We start from the raw sequence: 22,815 nt of genomic DNA, 5'->3' as shown, positions 1-22,815 counted from the left end.
CGCCTGCAGCGCAACAGCCGTGGCAGACTGGGGCAATGCTGCTCGACGAGCTCGTGAGAACTTCGGCTGCCGTCGCGTCCACCCGGTCCCGGCTGGCGAAAGTTGACGCACTGGCCCACCTGCTGCGCCGCCTCGAGCCCGCGGAGATCGCGACGGCGGTGGGCCTGCTGGCTGCCAGGCCGCGCCAGGGCCGGGTAGGGATTGGCTGGCGCGGCATGTCAGCGGCCATGGGGGAGCCGGCCGCCGAGCCCAGGCTTACTGTCGCAGACCTCGATGCGGCGTTGGACCGGCTGCTCGCAACAGCAGGCGCGGGATCGGCAGCAGAACGTGCTGCGACCCTCAGGACGCTCACGGCGGCAGCAACTGAACGCGAGCAGGCATTCATCGCCGGCGTGCTGCTGGGAGAACTGCGGACCGGTGCTCTGGAGGGCGTACTGGCGGATGCGGTGGCCCGTGCTTCCGGCCGGCCGGTTGAGGCCGTGCGCCGCGCGGCCATGCTCTCCGGCGATCTCGGCCACACCGCCGTGCTGGCCCTCACGGGAACGCCGGCCGAGCTTGCCGCCGTCGGACTCGTCGTGGGACGCCCCGTGCAGCCCATGCTCGCCTCAACCGCGGCCAGCGTCGGCGCGGCGCTGGATGTCACCGGGGAGGCGTCCGTGGAATACAAGCTCGACGGCGCACGCATCCAGGTGCACCGCACCGGCGACGAGGTGCGCATCTACACCCGCACCTTGGCGGAAGTGACCCACAGGCTGCCTGAGGTGGTGGAGGTGGTACGCGGACTTGGGGTGCGGGACGTGATCCTCGACGGCGAGACCCTCGCCCTGGATGAGGACGGCGGCCCCCGGCCGTTCCAGGAAACCATGTCCCGGTTCGGGGCGGACGCTGCACGCGAGACGCTGCTGCATCCGTGGTTCTTCGACGTGCTGCACCTTGACGGGCGGGACCTGCTGGACGAACCATTGTCCACACGCCTCGGCGTGCTTGAAAGCATCGTGCCCGGGCACCGGATTCCCGGGAAGATCACGGCGGATGCGGCCGTTGCCGAAAGGGTATCGCGCGATGCACTCGCCGCCGGCCATGAGGGCGTGGTGGTCAAGGCCGTGGGGTCCGCTTACGCGGCCGGCCGCCGCGGCTCCAACTGGATCAAGGTGAAGCCGGTGCTCACCTACGACCTCGTGGTGCTCGCCTGCGAATGGGGCTCGGGCCGGCGCACCGGGCTGCTGTCCAACCTGCACCTTGGCGCCTTGGACCCCACGGGTGAGTTTGGCGATCCGGGCGGCTACGTCATGGTGGGCAAGACCTTCAAGGGCCTCACTGATGAGCTGCTGCGCTGGCAGACCGTGCGGTTCCAGGAACTTGAGGTGCGGCGCACGGCGGGCACCGTCTGGGTAGAGCCGGTCACGGTGGTCGAGATTGCCATCGACGGTGTACAGCAGTCGTCCCGCTATCCCGGCGGTATCGCGCTGCGCTTTGCGCGCGTTAAGCGCTATCGGGACGACAAAACGGTAGCGGACGCGGACACCATCCAGACCCTGCGCGGGTTGCTGCGGCCGTAGCCGGACCCGCCTCTTCCAGCCGCTTGTGCCCGATGTGCACCGGGCGTAGCGTGACGCTTAGGTCCCGGGCGACCGGCGCCCGGGCGGCGAGGCCGGCGGGGCGGCGAGGCCGGCGGGGCGGCGAGGCCGGCGGCGCGGGCGGGTGCCCAAGGAGGTCCGAGTGTCAACTGAAACGGCCATTGACGACGGCAGGTCAGCCTTCCGGGAGAATCGCTGGACCGATTCCCTCAGGAGCTACACGGACGCGAACCAGCGTGGCGGGCTTCCCGCCGCCGACCTTGAACGGCTGGCCACCGCCGAGATCCTGACCGGAAACACAACAACGGGCCTGGACACACTCGCCCGCGCCCACGAAGAGTACTTGGAAGTCGGCGATGTGGCAGGGGCCGCCCGGTGCGCCGGCTGGCTCGGGATCCAGTTCATGAACCTCGGCGAGGCGGGGCAGGCGGGGGGATGGTTCGCCCGTGGCCAGCGGCTCCTGGATGAGCTGACGGAGCCCAACGTGGTGGAGGGGTTCCTGCTGGTCCCCGCAGCCTTGGGCAAACTCTATGGCGGGGAGCCCGCAGCGGCACTCCAGCTCTTCTCCCAGGCTTCCGAGTTCGGCCGAAGGTTCCAGGACAAGGACCTGTCCGCCCTGGGCCTTCTTGGCACCGGCCAGGCCACACTGATGCTGGGCCGCGCGGACGAGGCAATCAGCTTGTTCGATGAGGCCATGGTCGCCGTAACTACAGGGGAACTCTCCCCGATCCCTTCCGGCATCATTTACTGCGCAGTCATCGGCAATTGCCATCTGGCCTTCGACCTGAAAAGGGCGTTGGAGTGGACAGCGGCCCTCGACCGCTGGTGCGCTGCCCGCCCGGATATGGTGCCTTTCAGCGGCCAGTGCCAGTCCCACCGGGCCGAGCTCTTCCGGCTCCACGGCGCCTGGCATGAAGCACTGGAGGCAGCGGCGGTCGCCCGGAAGCGGGCAATCCAAGGCGATCCCCAGGCGCTGTTCGGCGGCTACTACCAGCAGGGCGAGGTGCAGCGTCTCGCCGGCGACCTTGACGCAGCCGAGGCCTCCTACCGGCAGGCAGCGCGGAGCGGCTACGAGCCCCAGCCTGGCCTTGCCCTTCTTCGGCTGGCCCGTGGTGACCCGCGGCAGGCGCAGACGATGATCCGCCGGACCGCCGGCGAAGCTGATCAGGCCACCCGCCGGCACCTGCTGCCGGCAATGGTGGAGATCGAGTTGGCCGCAGCCGATGCGGAAGCAGCGGCCCGGGCCGCCGCAGAGCTGGAGTCCTTCGCCCGGGAGTACCCCAAAGCAATGGTCCGGGCGGCAGCCAGCCAGGCGGATGGGGCGGTCCGGCTGGCGGAAGATAATCCTGCCGCCGCGTGCGTGTCTCTGCGGCAGGCCTGGCACCTGTGGGCTGGACTTGGTGTGCCGTACGAGGCGGCCCGGTGCCGGGTGCTGATCGGAATTGCCTGCCGTTCGCTGGGCGACGAAGCCTCCGCGCTGATGGATTTTGAGTCCGCCCATGCTGAATTCCTCGAACTTGGCGCCGCTCCGGCCGCCGCCTGGGCGGCTTCCCTGATGCAGGCGGGCCCGGACGACGGCGGCCGGCGCCAGGGTCCCCTGACCCCGCGGGAGGTGGAGGTGCTTCGGCTCGTGGCTTCCGGGGAGGGTAACCGCGCCATCGCGGCGCACCTTTTCCTCAGCGAGAAAACCGTGGCCCGGCATATCAGCAACATCTTCCTGAAGCTTGGACTGTCCTCCCGGGCTGCAGCCACAAAGTACGCCTTCGAGCACGGGGTCACCGGCTAGGGGGAGTACACAAAATTACCCAGCAGGTCCTGCGGCGTAGTTGCATGTTTTGTCCGACGCGGCCGCCCGTTCACGGCCCATAGCCTTCAAACATGAACCTTTCAGTCCTTGCAGGCACCCTCTCCACGGTGCTCTTCGCCCTCGGTATGCTGCCGATGCTGGTCAGGGCGGCACGGACCAAAGACCTGGCCTCCTACAGCCTGGGCAACCTGCTGCTGACCAATGCGGCCAATGCGGTCCATTCCGTGTACGTGTTCAGCCTCCCGGCCGGACCCATCTGGGCCCTCCATCTCGCCTACGTCGTGGCCTCCGCCCTGATGCTGGCCTGGTGGCTGCGCTACAGGGACGCAGGCCGGACGGGGGGAGGATGCAAGGCAGCAGGACCGGAAGGCTCAGAAACGGCATTCCCATCAGCACAGCAGGAGCTCAGCCATGAACAGCAGCAATGTGACCGGCATGTTGGACACAATGATCATCGGCGGCGGCCAGGCGGGACTCGCCCTGGGCCACCACCTCAAGGAGCAGCAACGGAACTTCCTCATCCTGGACGCAGACCCGCGCACCGGCGACGCCTGGCGCCAGCGGTGGGATTCGCTCCGGCTGTTCACCCCCGCGAAGTTCGACGGACTTCCCGGAGAGCCATTCCCGGCCCATCCGCTGTCCTTCCCCACAAAGGATGAGGTGGCCGGATACCTGGAAAACTATGCGGCGCGGAAGGGCCTGCCCATACTCCACGGCACCCGGGTGGAACGCCTGTGGCGGGACGCGGACCACTTCGTGGCAGCGTCCAACGGCCGCCGCTGGGAGGCGCGGAACGCCGTCGTGGCCACGGGGGTCAGCCAGGCACCCAAAGTGCCTGGTTTTGCGGCGAACCTTGCCCCCTCCATACTCCAGCTCCACTCGGCCGACTACCGGAATCCGGGCCAGCTGCAGGACGGGCCGGTCCTGGTGGTTGGCCTGGGGAACTCGGGTGCGGAGATTGCCCTCGAAGTATGCCGGACCCATCCCACTACCGCGGCGGGCAAGCCCGGCGGCGAGCTTCCGGTGAAGCATGGCCGGGCCGCTGCCCGCTACGTCCTGCCGCTCATGCGCTTCCTTGGGCTTCATGTGCTCACGCTAGGCACGCCCATCGGGCGCAAAGCGGCGCCCGTCTTCAAAGCGCACGCCACGCCCCTGATCCGGACCAAGACCAAGGACCTGGCGGCTGCCGGCGTGCGGCTCGCACCGCGGGTGGCCGGCGTGGAGGACGGCATGCCGGTACTGGCGGACGGCACCCGGCAGGAGGCGGCGAACGTGATCTGGTGCACGGGGTTCCGGGACGATTTCAGCTGGATCGATCCGGACCTGCTCGACGGCGGCGGGCTGCCGCGCCAATACCGCGGTGTCGCCCTGGATACACCCGGGCTGTTCTTCCTGGGGCAGGAATTCCAGTACGCGGCGGTATCCGCCACCCTTCCCGGAGTCGGCCGCGACGCGCGGTACCTGGCGGGAAAAATTCCCCAACTCGGAAGGATTGATGCTTTGCCCATGCGCCAGTGAGGTCTTTTGTGTCGATGGCAGGAACAGGCACCCAATCCTCGGCGTCCCCACCCGCACGGAACGGCTGCACCTCAATGGATCTGGGCGACTTCATCTGCGCGCGGGGGATCTGCCCTGGCGTTGTGGGGAACGTCTATGTGTACAAGGACGACAACCACCCCACCCGGACGGACGTGGAAAGCATGATCCCCCTGTTTGAGGAGCGGCTGCTGGCAGCCACGCGCTGGAGCTGAGGGCCGGGACTCCACATCGGCAGGCCGGGACGTGCAGTTGCTCACATTGCAGGCGAGGAATAGGGGGATCGGCGCGGAGGTTCTAATATTTACTCAATACTTTCCGGCCCGCGGGGCGCCGCCTGCCGCGGCCGCCCGGCAACATCACCTGCACAGGCCAGTCCCGTAATGACGGGCTGGTCATCGGCTGCAACCCCTGCCCGTCCAGCAACCAAGGTAAGAGGCGCACTCATGACCGAGCCCGAACACAACCCCTTCGGCTTCATTGGCCTGACCTACGACGACGTCCTGCTCCTGCCGGGCCACACCGAGGTCATCCCGTCCGAGGCGGACACGTCCTCCCGGATCTCCAAGCGGATCACTGTGCAGACGCCGCTGCTTTCCGCGGCCATGGACACCGTCACCGAATCCCGCATGGCCATCGCCATGGCGCGGCAGGGCGGCCTGGGCGTGGTGCACCGGAACCTTTCCATCGCGGACCAGGCGGACCAGGTGGACCGGGTCAAGCGCAGCGAATCCGGCATGATCACCAACCCGCTCACCATCCGTCCCGAGGCAACCCTGCGCGAACTGGACAACCTTTGCGCCCAGTACCGGGTCTCAGGCCTGCCCGTGGTGGATGAGGACAACCGCCTGCTGGGCATCGTCACCAACCGCGACACCCGCTTTGTTCCCGAGTCCGACTTCCCGCTGAGGCTGGTCAGCGATGTCATGACCAAGATGCCGCTGGTCACCGGGCACGTGGGGATCAGCCGCGAGGAAGCCTCGCACAAGCTGGCCACCAACAAGATCGAGAAGCTTCCCCTGGTGGACGACCAGGGCCGGCTCAAAGGCCTCATCACCACCAAGGACTTCACCAAGGCAGAGCAGTACCCGCTGGCCACCAAGGACGACGAAGGCCGGCTCCGCGTGGGTGCAGCCATCGGCTTCTTCGGGGACGGCTGGGAGCGCGCCATGGCACTCGTGGACGCCGGCGTCGACGCCCTGTTCGTGGATACCGCCAATGGCCACTCCCAGGGCGTGCTGGACATGATCCGCAGGCTCAAATCCGATCCCGTTGCCGCGCACGTGGACATCATCGGCGGCCAGGCCGCCACCCGCGAAGGTGCGCAGGCGCTGATCGACGCCGGTGCCGACGGCATCAAGGTGGGCGTGGGGCCGGGCTCCATCTGCACCACCCGTGTGGTGGCCGGTGTGGGTGTCCCGCAGATCACCGCCATCTACGAGTCCGCCAAGGCCGCCATCCCGGCTGGCGTCCCGCTGATTGCCGACGGCGGCCTGCAGTATTCGGGCGACATCGGCAAGGCGCTGGTTGCCGGAGCCGACACCGTCATGCTCGGCTCCCTGCTCGCGGGGTGCGACGAATCCCCGGGTGAGCTGATCTTCGTCAACGGCAAGCAGTTCAAGTCCTACCGCGGCATGGGTTCGCTGGGTGCCATGCAGTCCCGCGGCAAGAACACGTCCTACTCCAAGGACCGTTACTTCCAGGCAGACGTCTCCGGCGATGACAAGCTCATCCCCGAGGGCATCGAAGGCCGGGTGGCCTACCGCGGTCCGCTGTCCTCCGTGGCCTACCAGCTGGTGGGCGGCCTCCGCCAGACCATGTTCTACACCGGTGCGCCCACCGTTGCCGAACTGAAGGCCCGCGGCAAGTTCGTCCGGATCACCCCGGCAGGCCTGAAGGAATCGCACCCGCATGACATCCAGATGACCGTCGAGGCGCCGAACTACGGTTCCCGCTAAACACCTGGAAGGGATGGGCACTGCTGCCCATCCCTTGTTTGCGCGGCACTAGGCTGGGACCATGCCCCCAACGCAACATCCGGCGGAGCTTACCCCCAAGCGGGACCCCTCGCGGCGTCTGGCCCTTCGCCCGTACGCCCGCGCCGTGGCCCAGGTACTGCGCGTCAGCTTCCATGCCTCGCCTGGCGCTGTGATCATGAAGGTGCTCGGTTCGCTGATCTCGGCCGTGCTTCCCTTGGTGACCACCTACTACGCTGCGCTCACCACAACGGCGCTGGCAGCGGCGTACGCCGGTGATTCCGGCGCAGGGCAGCTGGCCATCGTCTACGTCATTATCACCGCCGCCCTCGGGCTGTTCTGGGGCGCCTTCAGCAGCGTGGACCGCTACATCCAGCAGCTGATGAGCTTCAAGGTGGGCGCCATTGTGGGCGACCAGATGTACCAGCGGTTCCTGGCGCTGGAGTTCTGGCGGTACGACGACAAAGAGACCGTAGACCTGTACGACCGCGCCAAGCGTTTCTCCGACAGCTACGCCCGGGTGCTGGACCGGATCGCCGCCATCTTCACCCAGCTCGTATCGGTGATCCTCGCCGTCGGGGCGCTGCTCCTGGTCAGCTGGTGGATCGCGGTGATTGTCCTGGTGGCCATCGTGCCCAGCGTCTACCTGCAGTTCAAACTGTCCCGTGAGCAGATTGCCCACTGGAACACCCAGGTGGACTCGCGCCGGCAGCGGAGGATGATCGAAACGAACCTCCTCCGGCCGCAGCACATCGCGGAGATGCGCCTCTACGGCATCGTGGGATTCCTGATGGACCTCCGTTCCCGCCTCCGTGACGCGGATGAGCGCCGCCGGCTTGATTTCCAGCGCCGGTACATCCCCAAGCAGCTCGCCGCTGACGCCCTGCAGTACGGCGCGGAAGTGGTATCCCTGATCTGGGTGGTGGGGCAGATCATCGCCCGGGCCCAGCCCGTGGGCCAGTTCCTCTACGTACAGCAGATTGTCAGCAGGGCACTGTCCACCGCGAACAGCCTCGTATCCTCCCTCAGTTCCATCGACGAGGACCTGGCCAACCTCAAGGACTACGAGCTGTTCATGGCCCTGCCCGTGCACTCGGAGCATGCGCCGCCCCTGCTGGGATCCCCGAAGACCGTTGAGCTGAAAGACATCCGCTTCACCTACACGGGCAGCGACATCGAGGTGATCCGCGGCATCAGCCTGACCATCCGCGAGGGCCAGCACATCGCCATCGTGGGGGAGAACGGTGCCGGAAAGTCCACCCTGATCCGCATCCTCGCCGGACTCTACCGCCCAGACTCCGGGCAGGTAATGCTCGACGGCGTGGACCTCGCCGCCGTCGACGTCACCTCCTGGCACCGGCACCTGGCGGTGCTGAGCCAGGAATTCCTCAAATACGAGTTCGCCACCGCCGCGGAAAACATCTACTTCGGCGACGTCGACTCGCCGCGCGACGATGCGCGCATCCGCAAGGCCGCCGCGGACGCGGAGGCGCTGGAGTTCATCAACAGACTGCCCAACGGCCTGGAAAACCACGTCAGCAACTGGATGGAGGACCCGCGCGGCCGGAAGGGCAGCGGCCTCTCGGGCGGACAGTGGCAACGGCTCGCGATGGCCCGCAACTTCTACCGGAACGCTTCGTTCATGGTGATGGACGAGCCCACCTCAGCCATCGACGCCCTCGCCGAGCACCGGATCTTCACCCGCCTCTTCGCCGACCGCGGCAGCACGATCATCGCCATCAGCCACCGCCTGGCCACCATCGAGAAGGCGGACATCGTGTACATGCTGGAGGACGGCAGGGTTGTGGAGCAGGGCACGCACAAGGAACTGGTGGCACTTCACGGGCGGTATTTCCGGATGTTCGAGTCCCAGCTCAGCGTCCCCACGGGCCCCTGACCCGGGCACCTTCTGCCAGGGAGCCGGCGGGGAGCCCCCACGATCAGGCCGCTGTAGCCACGGACGGCCACAGCCATGGCCGGCACCCCGGCTGGGATAACCTAGAGCAGTGACTTACGAGATCGAGATCGGCCGTGGCAAGCGTGGGCGTCGAGCCTACTCCCTGGATGACATTGCAATCGTCCCTAACCGTCGTACCCGCGACCCCAAGGACGTCTCCGTCTCCTGGCAGATCGACGCCTACCAGTTCAGCATGCCGGTGATCGCGGCGCCCATGGATTCAGCCATGTCGCCCCAGACGGCCATCGCCCTGGGCCGGCTCGGCGGCCTGGGCGTGCTTGACCTCGAAGGCCTGTGGACCCGCTACGAGGACCCGCAGCCCATCCTGGACGAGATCGGCGCCCTGGAGGATGAGACCAACAGCCCCGCGGTGACGGGGCGGATGCAGGAGCTGTACCAGGCACCTATCCAGCCTGAGCTGATCACGTCCCGCCTGGCCGAGATCCGCGAGGCAGGAGTGACGGTGGCGGGGTCGCTGACGCCGCAGCGCACCCAGGAGCACTACAAGACGGTCGTCGCCGCCGGCGTCGACATCTTTGTCATCCGCGGTACCACCGTGTCCGCCGAGCACGTCTCCAAGGACCACGAGCCGCTGAACCTCAAGCAGTTCATCTACGAACTGGACGTCCCGGTCATCGTGGGCGGAGCGGCCGGCTACACGCCGGCACTGCACCTCATGCGGACCGGCGCCGCCGGCGTCCTGGTGGGCTTCGGCGGCGGCGCCACCACCACAACGCGCCGCGCACTGGGCATCCACTCGCCCATGGCATCCGCCATTTCCGACGTCGCCGCAGCCCGCCGCGACTACATGGACGAGTCCGGCGGCCGCTATGTCCACGTGATTGCCGACGGCGGCATGGGCACCTCGGGTGACATCGTCAAGGCGATCGCGATGGGAGCCGACGCCGTAATGCTCGGCAGCGCGCTCGCTCGCGCAGAGGAAGCGCCCGGGAAGGGATGGCACTGGGGCCAGGAAGCCCACCACCTCGAACTTCCCCGCGGCGACCGCGCCAACGTGGGCACTGTGGGCCCGCTGGAGGAAGTGCTGTTCGGGCCGGGCCACCACACCAACGGAACCTCCAACCTCATCGGCGCACTGCGCCGCTCCATGGCGACCACCGGCTACTCGGACCTGAAGGAATTCCAGCGGGTCGACGTCGTGGTTTCCCCTTACGCCGGAAACTGACGGACTCCTGCCCAAGCGTGCCGCCAGCAAGTAGGGTGGTTTTACTACCGGCACGAGAGGCACTGGAGGCGTTCAATGAAGAAATTTCCTGTTAATGGCGGGGCGCTCGGCCCGGAAGCCAGGGAGGCATCCATCCAGCGGCTGCGTGCCACCTCGGATCCAGGCCAGGAACTGGACATCCTCATTGTCGGCGGCGGGATCGTGGGCACCGGCGCGGCCTTGGACGCCGTCACGCGCGGCCTGACGGTGGGCATCGTTGAGGCGAGCGACTGGGCGGCGGGCACGTCCTCCAGGTCCTCGAAGCTTATCCACGGCGGCCTCCGCTACCTGGAGATGCTTGATTTCGGCCTGGTGAAGGAGGCGCTGCAGGAGCGGGGACTGCTGCTCTCGGAACTGGCGCCGCACCTCGCCCGGCCGGTGCCTTTCCTGTATCCGCTGACCAAGCCCTTCATTGAGCGCCCCTACGTGGGTGCCGGCATCGCGCTGTATGACTTCATGTCCATCTCCAGCGGGCACAGCAGGGGAGTGCCGTTCCACAAACACCTCACCCGCCGGGGCACCCTGCGTGCCGCCCCCAGCCTCAAGAACGATGCATTCGTAGGGTCCATCCGTTACTACGACGGCCAGGTGGACGACGCCAAGTACTGCGCCAACCTGGTGCGGACCGCCGCCTACTACGGCGCCCACGCCGTCAACCAGATGAAGGTGGTTGATTTCCTCCGCGAGGGGGAACGGGTCGTCGGGGCCAAAGTGGTTAACCATGAAGACGGGACGCAGTTCAAGATCCGCGCCAAGCAGGTCATCAATGCCACGGGCGTCTGGACGGACGAGACCCAGGCCATGGTGACCGACCGCGGCCAGCTGAAGGTCAGGGCCTCAAAGGGCATCCACCTGGTGGTGCCGCGGGACCGCTTCCAGTCAACGGTGGGGCTGATCCTGCGCACCGAAAAGTCGGTGCTGTTCGTCATTCCCTGGGGCCGGCACTGGATCATCGGCACCACGGACACCGACTGGAACCTGGACAAGGCCCACCCGGCCGCCTCCAGCAAGGACATCGACTACATCCTGGAACACGTCAACAAGGTCCTCAAGCGGCCGCTGACCCGGGAGGATGTGGAGGGCGTCTACGCCGGACTGCGGCCGCTCCTGGCCGGGGAAAACGACTCCACTGCCAAGCTGTCCCGCGAACACGTGGTGGCCCATCCCGTTCCGGGGCTTGTGGTGGTTGCCGGCGGGAAGTGGACCACCTACCGCGTGATGGCCAAGGACGCGGTGGATGAGGCCACCCGCACCATGGACGAGCGGGTTCCGCCCAGCTGCACGGAGACCATCCCGCTGCTGGGCGCAAGCGGCTTCAGGGCGGCGTGGAACCGGCGCAACCGCACCGCGGAGGAATCCGGCGTGCATGTGGCCCGCGTCGAGCACCTGCTGAACCGCTACGGCTCCATGACCGATGAAGTGCTGGCCATCATCGAAGAGAATCCGGCCCTGGCTGAGCCGATTCCCGGCGCCGACGACTACCTCCAGGCCGAGGCCGTGTACGCCGCCACACACGAGGGTGCCCGGCACGTGCACGACGTCCTGACCCGAAGGACACGGATTTCCATCGAGGCGTGGGACCGCGGCGTGTCCGCCGTGCCGGTTGTCGCTAAACTAATGGGTGACGTTCTTGGCTGGAGTGACGAACAGCGCGAAAACGAGGTCCGGCACTACATCGCACGGGTGGAGGCCGAACGCCTCAGCCAGCAACAGCCGGACGACGAATCCGCAGACGCCGCCCGCCTGGGCGTGGAAGACATCGTGCCCTTGCGCTGAGGGGTCCACGGCAACAGCACTCCTGACCGAAGGGATACGCCTTGGCGGAACCACTTGACCGGTACGATGCCGAGCTCACCACACCCGAAATGGTGATCCTGGAGCTGGAAGCAGCGGACAAGGCCGACGCCGCCACGCAGCTCGCCAAGCGGCTTTATGCAGCCGGGCGCATTTCGGACCTGGACGGATTCCTTAAGCATGTGAATGCCCGGGAACACCAGCTGGCCACGGGGCTTCCCGGCGGGATTGGCCTTCCGCACGCCCGCAGCGAGTTTGTTTCCCGCACGTCCATTGCCGTGGGCATCGCCAAGTACGGACATGCCCTGGACTTTGGCGCGGCCGACGGCCCAGCTACCGTGATCCTGCTGATTGCCACCCCCGCCAGTTCCTTCTCGGACCACCTCGAAGTGCTGGCAACCCTGGCGCGGTCGCTGTCCAAGGAGTCGTTCAGGGAGTCGCTGCGCCGGGCATACGATCCTGAGGTGATCGCGGAGCTCATCAACTCGAGCCTGGTGTTCTTCGATCACTAACCAGCCCCAGCCAAGCATCCGGGCCGCCGGGACCCGGCGTGCGGTGCAGTTCCTGCCGCAGTCCCGGCGTTTAGTTGTTCTACAGCGGTACGAAGTACGGTTAAGACGTGTGGAAAACAGCCCTTAAGCCCCGATGGATCGCCGGTTTTGTCTTCGCGATCGCCATCTCCGGGGTCTTCGTGCTGTTGAGCCAGTGGCAGTTCGGACGGTCCACCAGGCCCGAAATCCCCGCCAACCCCGCCACCGAGCAGGTCCAGCCCCTCACTGATACCTTGCGGCCCGGCGAGTTTTTCCACGGAACGGATGCCGATCAGATGGTTTCGGCAGAGGGCTCCTATGACCCCGCAAAGCAGCTGCTGGTTCCCGGCCGGCTGCATGACGGCAAGCCAGGCTACTGGGTAGTTACCGCCTTTGCCGTCTCCGGTGCACCCGCGCTGAGCGGTGTTGCCGCTTCGCCCCAGACGTGGATCCCGGTGGCCCGCGGCTGGGTGGCGGACCGCGCAGATGCTCCACCGCCGCCGTCGGGCATTCTCGAACTGACCGGCCGGCTCCTGCCGTCCGAGGCGCCCGTGCCGGGAACGGCGCCCCAGCCGGGCGAAGCCACGGCGGTTTCCGTGGCTGAGCTGATCAACTACTGGGAAGTCAGCAGCTATCCCGGCTTCGTTGCCGCCACCGCGGAAATAGCCGGCGGCGAGGACGTCAGCCCGGCGGCCGTGCCCGGCGCGCTCCTTCCCCTGAACATCGGCCCGCAGCCGCCGGCCCAGCAGATCAACTGGCTCAACCTCTTCTATTCCCTCGAATGGGTGGTCTTCGCCGGCTTTGCCCTCTTCATCTGGTGGCGGCTCGTCAAGGACGACTACCACCGGGACCTTGAGGACAGCCTTGAGGAAGAACACGAAGACACCCTGCACCCCGAACACAACCAGCAAAAGGTACAGCCATGATCGACCCGAAACCGGCCAACCCCGCCACCGCCGCAGGCACAAATACAGGCACCAACACAGGCACCGGCCCGGCCGGGAAGTCCGCCGGCAGGAAGCGGCGCTTCGGTGGAACGGCAGCCCAGATCCGCTCGACCCTGACGTTCTACAAAGTGCTCGCTTACCTCACCGGCACCATGCTGCTGCTGCTGTGCGCCGAACTTGCCGCCCGGTACGGTTTCGGGCAGTACCTGTTTGCCGGCGGCACCAACGCCGTCACCGGCCAGCCATTCGGCTTCGGCTTTGCTGATGCGGAGCCCCCGGGTGTGCTGGGAGGCGTCAACCTGTCCGTGGCCGTCCTGATTGTGCACGGCTGGATGTACGTGGTGTACCTGATGTCGAACTTCCGGTTGTGGTCCCTGATGCGCTGGCCGTTCCTGAAGCTGGTCCTGCTGGCACTGGGCGGCGTGGTTCCCTTCCTCTCCTTCATCGTGGAGAAGAGGGTCCATGCGGAGGTTGAGGCCGAGCTGGCCGCGAACCCCCAGGCGCCCCTGCGCTACTGACCAGCAGCGCTACTGACCCGCAGTCGGCCGGTACTGCCCGCCGGGGGAGTCTGCTCCGTCACAGCGCGGCGTCTCAAGGTGCGCCGGCGCAACGGCGCAAAGTAGGCTATTACGGTGACTACTCCCACTGCATCCCAGACTTCCCAGAAGCCGGTGCTGGTTGTTGACTACGGTGCCCAGTACGCGCAGCTGATTGCCCGCCGCGTCCGGGAAGCAAACGTGTATTCGGAAGTGGTTCCGCATACTTACACCACCGAGCAGCTCCTGGCCAAGAACCCCGCCGCCATCATCCTGTCCGGCGGCCCCTCCAGCGTTTACGCTGACGGGGCCCCGAGCGTCGGTGCCGACCTCTTCGAAGCCGGGGTTCCGGTCTTCGGCATCTGCTACGGTTTCCAGGCCATGGCCAACGCCCTCGGCGGCAAGGTGGACAAGACCGGGCTGCGCGAGTACGGCTCCACCCGGACCACCATCATCGGCGAAGGCCGCTCGGTCCTGGAAGGCATGCCCCAGCACCAGAACACGTGGATGAGCCACGGCGACTCCGTCCACGAGGCCCCGGACGGGTTCGAAGTGCTGGCGACGACGGCGGGCGCTGAAGTGGCTGCGTTCGCCAATGAGGAAAAGGGCCTGTTCGGCGTGCAGTGGCACCCCGAGGTCAAGCACTCGGCCTACGGCCAGCAGGTCCTGGAAAACTTCCTCTTCAAGGGTGCCCGGATCGAGCCCAACTGGACCACGGGGAACATCCTCGAGGAACAGGTGGAGCGGATCCGGAAGCAGATCGGTGATGCGAGGGTCATCTGCGGCCTCTCCGGCGGCGTGGATTCCGCCGTCGCCGCAGCCCTGGTGCAGCGCGCCGTCGGTGACCAGCTGACCTGTGTATTCGTGGACCACGGCCTGCTGCGCGAAGGCGAAGCCGAGCAGGTGGAGCGCGACTTCGTTGCCGCCACCGGCGTGAAGCTGTATGTCGCGAACGAGCAGGAGCGCTTCCTGTCCGCGCTTTCCGGCGTCAGCGATCCCGAAACCAAGCGCAAGATCATCGGCCGGGAATTCATCCGTGCGTTCGAGGAAGCCGAACTGGCCATCATCGCCGAGGCAGCCGCCCACGGCGAGAAGATCAAGTTCCTGGTCCAGGGCACCCTCTACCCGGACGTCGTCGAATCCGGCGGCGGCGAGGGTGCTGCGAACATCAAGAGCCACCACAATGTGGGCGGCCTGCCTGAGGACCTGCAGTTCGAGCTCGTCGAACCGCTGCGGGCACTCTTCAAGGACGAGGTCCGCGCCGTGGGGGCACAGCTGGGCCTGCCGCAGGAAATCGTGGGTCGCCAGCCCTTCCCGGGCCCCGGCCTTGGAATCCGGATCGTCGGCGAGGTCACCAAGGAACGCCTTGACCTGCTGCGCAAGGCTGACGCCATCGCCCGCGCCGAGTTGACTGCCGCAGGCCTGGACAACGAGGTCTGGCAGATGCCGGTGGTGCTGCTCGCTGATGTGCGCAGCGTTGGAGTCATGGGTGACGGCCGCACCTACGGCCACCCCATTGTGCTCCGCCCTGTCTCCTCGGAGGATGCTATGACGGCTGACTGGTCCCGGCTTCCGTACGAACTGCTGGCGAGGATCTCCAACCGCATCACCAACGAAGTTGAGGGCGTCAACCGCGTGGTGCTCGACGTCACCAGCAAGCCGCCGGGAACCATCGAGTGGGAGTAGCATCCTGAGTGGCCGGCCTCCGTCAAGGGAGGCCGGCCACTGGTGTTCCGGGGTGAAATCCTCCGGAATTTCGGGGCTTGCAGTGTTGCGGTCTCTCAGTCGCGCCGCCTAAGCGACTACTCTCGAACCTATGCCCGTATGGTCCAGGACGTCACGTGCAAGCGCGGAAAAGAAGGCAGTAGTGTCAGTTGGTCAAGGCCACCCGGAGGGCTCCGAGGAGCTCCGCAAATGGCTGTCCGGGCTTAAACCCGTCACCGGGGCGGACACAATGCTGCGCTTCACCAAGACTCCCGAAGGTTCCATCGACCTGACTCATGCCCACCCGTCCGGGCTGGCCCAGCTCATGGCCGGACGCAAGACGCGGCTGTCCACCCTGATCCGGGACCGCCAGCAGTACGTCGTCGCCGCCAGGGCATCGCGGAACATCCGGTCAAAGATTTTCGAGCTTTCCAATGAGCGCGGCATTGACGCCGGCTATCTCTCCGCAGGCACCGTGGTGTGGACGTCCGCCGTCGGCGGCAAACCCCAGCGCATCTCGGCGCCGGTCATGCTCACCGCCATTTCCCTGACCGTCCGGCCGGGGGAGGACGACTACGAACTCCAGCTGACCGAGCAGGCGCACATCAACCCCGCCCTGGTGCGGCACCTGAAGAACATCCACGGCATTGTCTTTGACGTCAACGCCGTCACCCGGCTTGCGTACAGCACGGCCCGCTTCGATCCCCAGCCCGTTCTGGACCGGCTGGGCACGCTGATCAGGCCCATCCACGGCGCAGAAGCCCAGCACAACCTGCTGGTTTCCACCTTCGCGGACCTCTCGGGCAACCTGGATGACCCGTGGATCAACGAATCCAACCCGCTCATCTCCGCGCTGGCCACCGCGGGAGGAGGCGAAGTGGTGGACGTTATGGAGCCGGATCCCTCACGCTTCCCTCCCCTGGACAGCAGGCACCCCAAGGACGAACTGCTTCTGCTGGATGCGGACACCGACCAGCAGTACGTCATAGATGCTGCCCGTGCCGGCGATTCCCTGGTGGTCAGCACCCCGCCGGGCACTGGCCAGACCCAGACCGCCATCAACACCATCGGTGCGCTGGTTGATGCCGGAAAAACCGTCCTGGTGGTGGGGGACCGCCGCGCCAGCCTCAACGAAGTATCCGGCCAGCTGGAGGGCCTGGGCCTGGAGTCCATCCTCTTCCAGCTATCCGGGAATGTCACGGCCCAGCAGCTGAAGGCCCAGCTGGTCCGGGCCATCGTCCGCAACGAAAAGTCGCTTGAACCCCAGCTGGGCAACCTCCACAACACCCTCACGGAGCACCGCCACGCCCTGATGGACCATGTGGCCTCGCTCCACAACGTCCGGCAGCGGTGGGGCTGCTCGCCTTACCAGGCCATGCAGTCGCTGGCGGAGCTCACCTCCATCCACCCTGCCCCGGCCACCACTGTGCGGCTGAAACGGAGCGTCCTGGACAGCATCCGGGACCGTGACGAGCTTGCCGGCAGACTCCGCCGGGCAGCTGAGCTGGGCAGCTTCAGCAAGGCCTCCACCACCAGTCCGTGGCATGGCGCCCGGTTGCTGACGCGGAAAGAGACCGAGGAAGCGCAGGAACTGGTCCGCTCGGTGGAGAAGAGCCTGCCTGCGCTGCGCGACCGCATGGAGGCAGTTGCCGAGCACGCGGAAATCAGGCTGGGTGCCTCCTTTGCGGAGTGGGGCGAGCAGCTTGAGCTGCTTGTGGCGGTGCGGGGCAGCCTGGACAAGTTCACGCCGGACATCTTCGACCGCCCGGTCACGGACCTCATTTCCGCCACGGCGCCCTCGGCCTGGCGCAAGGAGCGCGGCATTGAGATGACCTCCATGCAGCGCTCAAGGCTGCGCAGGGTCGCGAAGGAGTACGTCAGGCCCGGGGTCCACATCGCGGACCTGCACACGTCCCTGCTGCTGGTCCAGGAGCAGCGTGCACTGTGGGCAGGCTATGCCACCACGCAGCGGCATCCCGCTGTTCCGTCCGGGCTCGCCGAGATGAACGCCATGTACCGTTCGCTGGACAGCGACCTGGCCCGCCTGGGTGATGCCCTGCGCCACACGGAGGCCGGCGGTTCCCTGGCTGCCGTCCGGTTTGAGGAGCTCATGGAGCGGCTTGAACGGCTGGTGGCTGATACCGAAACACTGAAGACACTGCCCGAGCGCACCCTGCTGGTTGAGAACATGCGCGAGCACGGGCTCGGTGAGCTCCTGGCCGATCTCGCGGAGCGCGAGGTTCCGGCGGGGTCCGTGGCCGCCGAACTTGAGCTGGCCTGGTGGCAGTCCGCCCTTGAAGCCATGATCAGCGGCGACGACTACCTGGCCATGTCCGACGGCGACGCGCTGCGGAAGCTGGAGGCCGAGTACCGCCTTGCGGACAACGCCCACATTGCCAGCGGCGCCGCCCGCCTCCGCTGGGACCTCGCCGAGCGGTGGCGCAGCGCCATCGCCGCCCACCCCCGCCAGGCGGACCTCCTGCGGAGCCTGCTCAAGGACGGCAGGGTGTCCCTGCCGTCGCTGACGGCGCAGGCGCCTGAACTGATCGGCACGCTGGTTCCGGTCTGGTCCGTCAGCCCCTATCTCATGACCGGCCTGCTGCCGGCGGAGCAGCGCTTTGACGCGGTGGTCATCCTGGATGCCGAAGCGACGTCGCTCCAGGCCGTGCTGCCGTCCATCGCCCGCGCCGGGCAGGTCATTGCCTTCGGCGACTCCCGCATCGCCAGCCCCCGCACGTTCACCGTCGGCGTCGAGCGCCTGGCGGCCGGCGAATCGGCGCACCAGCGGGTGGAGAGCGCCTTCGCTGCCTTGTCCAGGGTACTTCCGGTGTGGCGGCTCAACTTCGTCTACCGGGCGGTGGACGAGGACCTCGTGCTCCAGCTGAGCAAGAACTTTTACGAGGGCGGCCTCCGCCGGCTCCCCGAGGGGCAGTCCGCCACGGGACTGGACCGGTCGCTGCTGGTGGAGTACCTGCCGGACGGCACCGGGTTGCCCAGTGCGGGCCACGAGGGCGTGGAATCGGTGGTGGCGGAAGTCAACCGGGTGGTCCAGCTGGTCTTCGAGCACGCCCGGCTGCGCCCGCGTACCTCGCTGGCCGTGGTTACGGCAAGCCTCCGCCATGCGGCCAGGATCGGGGAATCCATCCGGCTCCAACTGCCCAACTACCCGGCCTTGGCGGGCTTCTTCGGAGCCGGTCCCGAGTCCTTCCGGGTTGTGGATCTTGAACGGGCCCAAGGGCTGGTGCGCGACCATGTCATCTTCTCGCCCGGCTTTGGCCGCACACCGCACGGGCGCGCACTGCACAACTTCGGGCCCCTCTCCGCCGAGGGCGGCCGGGAGAAGTTCGCCCTGGCCATGACCCGCGCCCGCAGGTCGATGCACGTTCTCACCTGCTTCCGGCCCGAGGACCTGGACCACACCAGGCTGACGCACGGCGCCGTGGACCTGTACGCGCTCCTTGACCGTGAAATTGCGGGAAACACGGACCTCGGAACTCCGGCCTCGCGGGCCGCGGCGAGCGAGCAGGCCCTTGGAGCCGATCCGCTGGTGGCCGACCTCGGAGACCGCCTGCGCGCCCGCGGCGCCCGGGTGTGGCACCAGTATGACGGCGCCATTGACGTGGTGGCCGCCGCGGATCCGCTGAACACCATGGGCCAGGAGGACGCTGACCTCCCCTGGCCGGTGGCGATTGAATCCGATGGCACCGAACAGTACCGCGCCCTGAGCGTTCGGGAGCGGAGCCGGTTGCGCCCGCAACTGCTGGAGCGCCTTGGCTGGCGCTACATGCCCCTGTGGACCATCGAGGTGTTCACGGATCCGTCCGCCTGCGCCGACCGCATCGCAGGCTACCTGGGCCTCGAAAAGAACGCACTCTCCGGGCGGACAGCCACATCCATCGCCTTCCTGGACGACGACGTGGACCAGGCGCTCAACGGAATCGACGCCGCGTCCCGGCACGCAGCATCGGACCATGAACCAGCAGAGGCCGAAGGCCTGGACAGCAAGGAGGCGGGTGCGATGGCCCCGGACCACGAGAAGAAAGACTCTTCGGACACCGGCCAGGCGGGCGCGGGCGCGCTGCCTGGCACTCCCGCCCTGCCAAACAAGGCAGCCGAAGACGAACCCCGGGGCTGGGGCGACCGCGAAGACGACGACCACGATTCGTGGCTGAAGGAACAGAAGCCTCCCCACTGGGGCTGAGGAGGCTAGCAGCGGGGCAAGAGCCCTGCCCCTGTGGAAGTGGCTGGCGCCGTGGCTCGGCGCCAGCCACGCTGTCGCCCCCAAGGCTACGGTCCGACCAGGACGAAGAACAGTTTCCCCCGGGTGGAGGATCCGGCGAGCCGGGCAGCCTGTTCTGCGTTGGCTGCCACCACCATGAGCCCGTCCGTCTCCGCCGTGCCCAGCCACTGGCCGCCTTGCCCGCCTTGACCCGAAGTCCACAGCACCGGAACCCCTGAAGCCAGGACCTCCGGCGGCCCCTGCTGGTCGTAGCCGATGGCTGCCGTCAGCACCACGTTCACGAGCTGGCCCGGCGAGACGAGCTGGATGGATGACGGATCCGCCATGCGAAGGGGAACAGCCGCTGACCCTGGGGGAGTTCCGGCAAGTAGCCCCGGACCGAGCAGTTGGGCATCCGTGAGCAGCTGCCCCCTGCGCAGCGGGGCCGCAAGTTGCTTCCCGGCCGCCTCGCCCGGTTGATTGAGGAACCCGTCGGACAGCATTCCGGGCGGTACCTGGACAGAGGCGAGGTCCGCGGCTGCCATTGCTGTGCCTGCGGGAAGGTCGCGGGCGGCGGCGAGCGCAGACACGGTGTAGACCGGCGCCGGCGTAAGTTGCTGGACCGTGATGGCGGCTGCGGCGCAAAGAAGCAGCGCGGCCGCCAGCCGCCTGTTGCGGCCCAGCCAGGAGGCAAAGCGGGCCAGCGGGCGGCGGCTTGCGTTGCGGCCGGCGCCGCGGCTCCTGCCGTGGGGGCCGCTGCGGTGTGAGGCCCCGGGGAGTCCAGGTCTGTACGAGGCGCTTGATATAACCTGGCGTTGCTGTCCGTGTGCGGGCATGTGCCTACGCTAGAGGCGCCAACGGCCGCCGCGGCAGGTGCGCCTGCCGCTATGTGGACAACGCGGCCCGGCTGACAGGCAACCGCCTGGTCGGAGGAACGTGGATCAGCTAGCGGCGGCAGCCGGAGCCGGAGCAGCAGGTGCGGCCGCAGGCGTTGCTGCCGGCGCCCCGGAAGCGGCAGAAACCGTGCTGCCCTTGGCGTCCCGTGAGTCGGTGCGGTAGAAGCCGGAACCCTTGAAGACGACGCCCACGCTGTTGAACTTTTTGCGCAGGGTACCCTGGCATTCGGGGCAGGACGTCAGAGAGCCGTCCGAGAACGACTGGACGATGTCAAAGGCATGGCCGCAATCCTTGCAGGCGTACGCATACGTTGGCACTGGTGCTCCTCCTCTTGGGCAAACGAGAGGTCCCGGACGGCCGCAGGATTATCCGGATGGATGTCCATTAGCAGTCGCAGGGCCTGAGTGCTAATTCTACCATCCTCGCGGGCGGGCACGTCCCCGGTCAGGGGGTGTCCCGCAGGCTCCGGAACCCGGAGGGAAGCACGACGCCGGGCACGGGCCGATCGAATGCCTCTACCGGAATCCTGCCCGCAGGCAGCAGTTCCCCGTCGTAGATCACCGCGGCCAGCGGAATATGCTTCCCGGCTGATTCGAGGTGGCCCAGGAACTTGTCGTAGTAACCGCCGCCCTGGCCTACCCTGCTGCCGGCGAGGTCAACTGCGGTGGCAGGAATAAAGAGCGCGGCAGCTTCCCCGGCCACCTCAATTTCATGCCGTGCCCCCACAGGCTCCAGGATAGGGGCAAACGTGCTCCTCACCAGGTCGACGCCCGGCGCCCAAAAGACCCACTTCAGCTCCCGCCCCGGCTCGCAGACGGGAAGCAGGACTTTGTGGCCGGCGTCGTGGAGGGCCGCGATCAGAGGCAGCGTGGGCGGTTCCGCCCCGACGCCGAGGTAGGCGCAGACCGTCGCTGCCTTCCCCTGGGTTACCGAATCGGCCCACGCTGCCCCGTGCTTCGCCAAGGCTTCCCCGGCATCCTGCCGCTCCTGGAGCGTCAGCAAAGCCCGACGGCGGCGATGGGCAGCGCGTATATCGTCCTTGGCTGCCTTTGTATCCTCGAACGTCATTCTTCCTCCGTAGCTGCCGCACGGCGCCGGCCGGTGACCGGGCCGGCGCGTTGTTGCCTGTTCCGTCTGTCAGTAATGGGCGTTGCCCGCCATCCCCTGATTACTGAATGCTTGACGCTGACGTTAGATTAGTCCGGTGACTACCAGTAATCCGAGAGTGCGCAAAGCCGTCATTCCTGCCGCCGGACTTGGCACCCGGTTCCTGCCGGCAACCAAGGCGATGCCCAAGGAAATGCTTCCCGTCGTGGACAAGCCTGCCATCCAGTACGTGGTTGAGGAAGCCGTGCACGTCGGCCTCAACGATGTCCTGATGATCACCGGGCGGAACAAGCGGGCGCTGGAAGACCACTTCGACCGTGTGCCGTCACTTGAGTCCACCCTTGAAGGCAAGGGGGATACCGAGAAGCTCGCTTCCATCCAGGCGGCAAGCAACCTGGGCGACATCCACTACGTCCGGCAGGGGGACCCGCACGGACTGGGCCATGCCGTACTTCGGGCGAAGCAGCACGTTGGCGATGAAGCCTTCGCCGTGCTGCTGGGCGATGACCTCATCGATGCCCGGGACGAACTGCTCGGCACCATGATTGATGTTCAGGCCAAAACCGGCGGGTCCGTCGTGGCACTCATCGAAGTGGAACCGTCGCAGATCAGCGCCTACGGCTGCGCTGATATCGAACCGATCGACGGCGAGTCATACGTGCGGGTCAACCGCCTCGTGGAGAAGCCGACTCCGGAGGAAGCGCCCTCCAACCTGGCGCTGATTGGCCGTTACGTACTCCACCCGGCCGTTTTTGGCGTCCTCGAGCGCACCGGTCCTGGACGGGGCGGCGAAATCCAACTGACAGACGCTCTCCAGGAACTGGCAACCGGTGACGGCGAAGGGCACGGTGTCTACGGCGTCGTGTTCCGGGGGCGGCGGTACGACACCGGGGACAAGCTCAGCTACCTCAAGGCCTGCGTCCAGCTGGCCATTGACAGCGAGGACCTCGGCCCCGGCCTGCGGGAGTGGCTGCCCGGCTTCACCGCCAGCCTTTCCAAGTAG

At 67.1% G+C, this 22,815-nt stretch carries 16 protein-coding genes and 2 pseudogenes; 15 read left to right on the top strand and 3 right to left on the bottom strand.

Translation table 11 applies throughout. From position 1 onward, the window contains the following. Positions 1–35 precede the first annotated feature (35 nt). The 14 genes and pseudogenes from Q9R30_RS15995 to Q9R30_RS15930 all read left to right on the top strand — a co-directional run bounded on the left by Q9R30_RS15995 (position 36) and on the right by Q9R30_RS15930 (position 19,790). The gene (locus Q9R30_RS15995; RefSeq protein ID WP_104998580.1) at positions 36–1,559 is read left to right on the top strand and encodes an ATP-dependent DNA ligase; all 1,524 of its coding nucleotides are present in this window, start codon (positions 36–38) and stop codon (positions 1,557–1,559) included. Positions 1,560–1,719: 160 nt separating this feature from the next. Next, entirely contained in the window at positions 1,720–3,363 is a 1,644-nt protein-coding gene (locus Q9R30_RS15990) for a response regulator transcription factor (protein ID WP_311218210.1), read from the top strand. Positions 3,364–3,455: 92 nt separating this feature from the next. After that, positions 3,456–3,707 (top strand): annotated as a pseudogene (locus Q9R30_RS15985) (hypothetical protein); the annotation flags it as partial. 88 nt (positions 3,708–3,795) lie between these two features. Then, positions 3,796–4,902 carry an NAD(P)/FAD-dependent oxidoreductase gene (locus Q9R30_RS15980; RefSeq protein WP_104998578.1) on the top strand — a complete coding sequence of 369 codons (1,107 nt, stop codon included), beginning with the start codon at positions 3,796–3,798 and terminating at the stop codon, positions 4,900–4,902. A gap of 74 nt (positions 4,903–4,976) precedes the next feature. After that, positions 4,977–5,135, top strand: a pseudogene (locus Q9R30_RS15975) (hypothetical protein); the annotation flags it as partial. Positions 5,136–5,366: 231 nt separating this feature from the next. Continuing rightward, positions 5,367–6,878 (top strand): IMP dehydrogenase, encoded by a 1,512-nt coding sequence (gene guaB / locus Q9R30_RS15970; RefSeq protein ID WP_104998577.1) that lies wholly within the window; start codon positions 5,367–5,369, stop codon positions 6,876–6,878. Positions 6,879–6,939: 61 nt separating this feature from the next. Beyond that, positions 6,940–8,793, top strand: a complete 1,854-nt coding sequence (locus Q9R30_RS15965) for an ABC transporter ATP-binding protein (RefSeq protein WP_311218209.1) — start codon at positions 6,940–6,942, stop codon at positions 8,791–8,793. Between the two features lie 109 nt (positions 8,794–8,902). Then, positions 8,903–10,039, top strand: a complete 1,137-nt coding sequence (locus Q9R30_RS15960) for a GuaB3 family IMP dehydrogenase-related protein (RefSeq protein ID WP_104998575.1) — start codon at positions 8,903–8,905, stop codon at positions 10,037–10,039. 75 nt (positions 10,040–10,114) lie between these two features. After that, a complete protein-coding gene (locus tag Q9R30_RS15955; protein WP_104998574.1) occupies positions 10,115–11,854 on the top strand; it encodes a glycerol-3-phosphate dehydrogenase/oxidase in 1,740 nt (579 codons plus the stop codon). A gap of 41 nt (positions 11,855–11,895) precedes the next feature. Continuing rightward, complete coding sequence (locus Q9R30_RS15950; protein ID WP_104998573.1) at positions 11,896–12,384, top strand: PTS sugar transporter subunit IIA; 489 nt, start codon at positions 11,896–11,898, stop codon at positions 12,382–12,384. A 107-nt stretch (positions 12,385–12,491) separates the two neighbouring features. After that, on the top strand, positions 12,492–13,328 hold the full coding sequence (locus Q9R30_RS15945; protein ID WP_311218208.1) for an SURF1 family protein: 837 nt from the start codon (positions 12,492–12,494) through the stop codon (positions 13,326–13,328). Beyond that, on the top strand, positions 13,325–13,867 hold the full coding sequence (locus Q9R30_RS15940; RefSeq protein ID WP_311218207.1) for a DUF3817 domain-containing protein: 543 nt from the start codon (positions 13,325–13,327) through the stop codon (positions 13,865–13,867). The genes Q9R30_RS15945 and Q9R30_RS15940 overlap by 4 nt, the downstream gene beginning before the upstream one ends. A gap of 114 nt (positions 13,868–13,981) precedes the next feature. Beyond that, the gene (gene guaA, locus Q9R30_RS15935) at positions 13,982–15,571 is read left to right on the top strand and encodes a glutamine-hydrolyzing GMP synthase (RefSeq protein ID WP_311218206.1); all 1,590 of its coding nucleotides are present in this window, start codon (positions 13,982–13,984) and stop codon (positions 15,569–15,571) included. A gap of 130 nt (positions 15,572–15,701) precedes the next feature. Further along, the gene (locus Q9R30_RS15930; RefSeq protein ID WP_311218205.1) at positions 15,702–19,790 is read left to right on the top strand and encodes a DUF4011 domain-containing protein; all 4,089 of its coding nucleotides are present in this window, start codon (positions 15,702–15,704) and stop codon (positions 19,788–19,790) included. A gap of 86 nt (positions 19,791–19,876) precedes the next feature. Here the strand turns inward: Q9R30_RS15930 and Q9R30_RS15925 are convergent, their stop codons facing one another. From Q9R30_RS15925 to Q9R30_RS15915, 3 genes are all read right to left on the bottom strand, one after another. Next, complete coding sequence (locus Q9R30_RS15925) at positions 19,877–20,644, bottom strand: RcpC/CpaB family pilus assembly protein (protein WP_311218204.1); 768 nt, start codon at positions 20,642–20,644, stop codon at positions 19,877–19,879. Between the two features lie 105 nt (positions 20,645–20,749). Then, positions 20,750–21,022, bottom strand: coding sequence for an FmdB family zinc ribbon protein (locus tag Q9R30_RS15920; RefSeq protein ID WP_104998567.1), 273 nt, complete (start codon positions 21,020–21,022; stop codon positions 20,750–20,752). 127 nt (positions 21,023–21,149) lie between these two features. After that, the gene (locus tag Q9R30_RS15915; protein WP_311218203.1) at positions 21,150–21,773 is read right to left on the bottom strand and encodes a 5-formyltetrahydrofolate cyclo-ligase; all 624 of its coding nucleotides are present in this window, start codon (positions 21,771–21,773) and stop codon (positions 21,150–21,152) included. Positions 21,774–21,909: 136 nt separating this feature from the next. Here Q9R30_RS15915 and galU point away from each other — a divergent pair, with 136 nt between their 5' ends. After that, a complete protein-coding gene (gene galU, locus Q9R30_RS15910; protein WP_104998565.1) occupies positions 21,910–22,815 on the top strand; it encodes a UTP--glucose-1-phosphate uridylyltransferase GalU in 906 nt (301 codons plus the stop codon).

The organism is Arthrobacter sp. AB6 (genome assembly GCF_031844545.1).
Lineage (GTDB): Bacteria > Actinomycetota > Actinomycetes > Actinomycetales > Micrococcaceae > Arthrobacter.
Note: the sequence above shows the minus strand (reverse complement) of the source record. Positions and strands in the feature narration are given on the sequence as shown.